This is a genomic window from Mammaliicoccus fleurettii (assembly GCF_003970575.1).
GTDB classification, from domain to species: Bacteria; Bacillota; Bacilli; order Staphylococcales; family Staphylococcaceae; genus Mammaliicoccus; species Mammaliicoccus fleurettii.
Map to the genome: position 1 here is coordinate 1 of NZ_RXWZ01000180.1, position 3,870 is coordinate 3,870.

A 3,870-nucleotide genomic window follows, 5' to 3' on the forward strand; every position below is an offset into this window, starting at 1 on the left:
GTTTTGTTAAGCCTATATCAATAAAACAATTAAAACTGTCGACAAAGCTCAGACTTTGTCGACAGTTTTTTATGTATATATTTAGTGTTCATATGCAAATAAGTTTGTACTTTATTTAACGATTAATCTAGGTATCAGCTTAATATAAACAAGTTCTCCTATAAGTTCGACTAGCGTTTGAGTAACAACAACAGTGGTAACGGTTGTTGACCATTGTATAGGTAGCGATAAAGCTAATGGTAAAACGACTAATGCATTTCGTGTGCTTGAGCTAAAGGCTAATGTTCTTTTTAAGGTTACGTTTAAATTGAAAATCTTCCCTGACAGATATCCTATGAAAGGTGCTAAAATCATAAAGCATAAATAGAGCGGTACAACTGACAGTACAACTTGTAAATCAGTAACAATTTTCGAAATTTGAGAACCAATAACGGTCGTTAACACTAAAGCCATCAATGGTACAGGTATCCATTCAGAAAAAGTTAATATATTCATCATTTTATTAGATTTTTTGCTTAAAAATTGCAGGATAATGGCAATTAATAAAGGTAAAATAATTAATAATATAAATGTTTTCAAGAAAGGTTTAATATCAATATATTGAGAAAAATCTTGATTTAAAAATATCCAAAAATAGATAGGTAATAATAATACTTGTAAAATAAATAATATTGGAGTAGAAATCAACATGAGTTCAGCATTACCGTGTCCTAGTTTAGTAAATACAATAACGTAGTCAATACAAGGCGTAAGTAGTACTAAATAAATACCGATAAGAAGCGGTGTTGATGTAACATTAAAAACTACAACCAGTAGAAAAACAAGTATAGGAATTAATATAAAATTTGATAAAATAAGTGCGAAAATAAACCTTGAATTCAATAATTTATTTCGTAAAGTTAAAAAAGGTATTTGAGAAAACATACCAAACATTAAAATAGCGATAAGAAATGAAATAGAAGGTTCAAAAATTTGTTGAGTATTTTCAAAAAAGAGGCCACAAAATATGCCTAGTAATATAAAAACAATATATATATAAATCTGTTTAGTTTCTAAAAATGATTTTAACTGAGACATAGAAACCTCCTATAGTAATCTTTATTCATATAAATCATAATATGTACTACTATTTAATTCAATCGGAGCAAATGATAAAGAGCGCTTTTATAAGTTAATAGGACAGAAATAAGACTTTTTAGAAAAAATGAGATAAGACGTAGATTAATTCGTCCCAGCCGCTTCTAAAACAATTTTATACTTTTTATGGTAAAGAAGATTTGAAATATGATACGAATAGTCAATTACATGGTTTTAATGTATGGAAAGTTGAATAATTTATATAATCTTGAGTGAAACAGAAATCTATTTAGTAAATTAGATTTCTGTTTCACTTTTTTTATTCAAAAATAACTGAAGAAAAAATAAAAATTTTTACTTGCCAAAAATAAAATTATGTATTATATTTAAAACGTAGTCATTACGATTTACCTCCGAGAGATGAAATGACTACTTTACTTACGTTAATATGCGATTTCAAGACTGGGCCAATTTGTTGTCTCAGTCTTTAATCATTAATGAATAAAAAGGAGTATATAAAAATGGCAAAAAAATCAAAAATTGCAAAAGAACAAAAACGTATACAAATGGTAGAGAAATACAGAGAGAAACGTGAAGAGTTAAAGGCTAACAATGATTATGAAGGATTGAAAAAACTTCCTAGAGACGCATCTCCTACACGTATTACACGCAGATGCCAAGTAACTGGTAGACCAAGAGGAGTTTATAGAAAGTTTGGTATGTCTAGAATTGCTTTAAGAGAATATGCACATAAAGGTCAAATACCTGGTTTGAAAAAATCTAGTTGGTAAAAATAAAGATGAACATGAAAAATAGTTGTATTGGGAGGGAAGTATTTTGAATAAAGTACCAGTTACAGTATTGAGTGGTTATTTAGGTTCTGGCAAAACAACACTATTGAATAATATTTTGAAGAATAGAGAAGGTTTGAAAATTGCAGTAATCGTGAATGACATGAGTGAAATTAATATAGATAAAGATTTAGTAGTTGAAGGTGGAGGCATTTCTAGGACAGATGAAAAGCTAGTCGAGTTATCAAATGGCTGTATTTGTTGTACGTTAAGAGAAGATTTGCTTATCGAAGTTGAAAAAATCGTAAAACGAGGAGATGTAGATCAAATCGTTATAGAATCGACGGGTATTTCTGAGCCAGTACCTGTCGCACAAACTTTTTCGTATATAGATGATGAATCAGGTATAGATTTAACAAGTATATGTCGATTAGATACAATGGTAACAGTTGTTGATGCTCATAGATTTGTAAATGATATGTATTCAGAAGACTTATTGAAAGATAGAGATGAAGGTGTCAGTGAAGATGACGAAAGATCTATTTCTGATTTATTAATTGATCAAATAGAATTTTGTGATGTGCTTATTTTGAATAAAGCTGATTTAGTAGCAGACAAGGACTTAGAACAACTTGAAATCATTTTAAGAAAACTACAGCCAAGTGCCAAATTTATTAAAACAAGTTTTGCAGATGTTTCATTAACTGAAGTTGTTAATACAGGATTATTTGATTATGAAAAGGCGAGCCAATCAGCAGGATGGATTAAAGAATTAACTGAAGGTGGACATGCTAATCATACGCCAGAAACTGAGGAATATGGTATTTCATCTTTTGTATATAAAAGAAGATTACCATTTCATGCTGAGAGATTTAATCAATGGATGGAAAATATGGAAAACAATATTATTAGAGCGAAAGGTATAGTCTGGTTAGCACAGTATAACCATGTTGCATGTTTGTTTTCACAAGCAGGTTCATTCGTTAATATTCATCCAATTACATATTGGGTTGATGCTATGAACGAACAACAAAAAAGAGAAATATTAGATGAAAGACCAGAAGTAAAAGCAAACTGGGATCCTGAATACGGTGATAGAGAAACACAATTTGTTATCATAGGCAGTGATTTAAATGTAGAAGAAATAACAAAATCATTAGATAAATGTTTAGTTAATTCACATGAAATAGATGCAGATTGGTCACAATTACATGACCCATATGTATGGCAGTTGTCTTGATTAATATGAGTAAAGAGAGCGGAATAGAAATCTTTTCAATAAATTAGATTTCTATTCCGCTCTCTTTAATTTTAAAAAATAATAGATAAAATATTTTTGATTATAATTAGACTAACGATTAATACGATAATGCTTGAAAATTTATTCAATATTATAATATATTTTCCGGTTTTATCGATAGAACCGAGTAGTTTCCCAAGTATAGCTAACAAAATAAACCACAGCCAAGAAACGACAATAGTGGAGATACTAAACAAAAGCTTATCTGTTCCTGAATATACGGTTGCACTTGTACCAATAACACCAATAGTATCCATAATAGCATGAGGGTTTAACAATGATACGGATAAAGCGAACCCTATTTGTTTTTTAGCGCTCATAGAATTATACGTTTTTAAGTGATCTGGCTTTTCATGCCATAACGACCAAGCCATATATAATAGAAATACAAGTCCGACAATATATATCACAATTTGTAAAATTGGAAGTGACATTAATATTAAAGAAACACCTAATATAGCAAGAACTATTAAAAAAGTGTCACATAGAGCAGCTGTAATGATTACAGGCAAAGTACCGATTAAGCGTTTTTGATTTGCTCCTTGATTAAATACAAATACATTTTGTGCACCTAAAGGTAAAATGAGTCCTAAGGCTAATAAAAATCCGTGGATTATAGGTTGTATCATAATAAACACGCTTTCTTTAATGATTTTCTTTTAGAGTAAAGGCTTAATTTCAAACTTATATATATGTTATAAT

Annotated in this window: 4 protein-coding genes; 2 read left to right on the forward strand and 2 right to left on the reverse strand. The window is 29.5% G+C overall.

The features are described 5' to 3' along the window. Positions 1-111: 111 nt before the first annotated feature. On the reverse strand, positions 112-1,077 hold the full coding sequence (locus CD129_RS11855; RefSeq protein WP_115337688.1) for an arsenic resistance protein: 966 nt from the start codon (positions 1,075-1,077) through the stop codon (positions 112-114). A gap of 521 nt (positions 1,078-1,598) precedes the next feature. On the opposite strand from CD129_RS11855, the gene rpsN reads away from it, so the two are divergent. Then, positions 1,599-1,868 (forward strand): 30S ribosomal protein S14, encoded by a 270-nt coding sequence (gene rpsN / locus CD129_RS11865; protein ID WP_078357734.1) that lies wholly within the window; start codon positions 1,599-1,601, stop codon positions 1,866-1,868. A 46-nt stretch (positions 1,869-1,914) separates the two neighbouring features. Continuing rightward, a complete protein-coding gene (locus tag CD129_RS11870) occupies positions 1,915-3,108 on the forward strand; it encodes a GTP-binding protein (RefSeq protein WP_107508961.1) in 1,194 nt (397 codons plus the stop codon). 71 nt (positions 3,109-3,179) lie between these two features. Here the strand turns inward: CD129_RS11870 and CD129_RS11875 are convergent, their stop codons facing one another. Further along, on the reverse strand, positions 3,180-3,797 hold the full coding sequence (locus tag CD129_RS11875) for a LysE/ArgO family amino acid transporter (protein WP_115337687.1): 618 nt from the start codon (positions 3,795-3,797) through the stop codon (positions 3,180-3,182). Between the last annotated feature and the right edge of the window lie 73 nt (positions 3,798-3,870).

Excerpts from the sequence above, each read along its gene's own strand:
- CD129_RS11875 (WP_115337687.1), bottom strand. The coding sequence starts at position 3,797 with ATGATACAACCTATAATCCACGGATTTTTATTAGCCTTAGGACTCATT.
- CD129_RS11855 (WP_115337688.1), bottom strand. The coding sequence starts at position 1,077 with ATGTCTCAGTTAAAATCATTTTTAGAAACTAAACAGATTTATATATAT.
- rpsN (WP_078357734.1), top strand. The coding sequence starts at position 1,599 with ATGGCAAAAAAATCAAAAATTGCAAAAGAACAAAAACGTATACAAATG.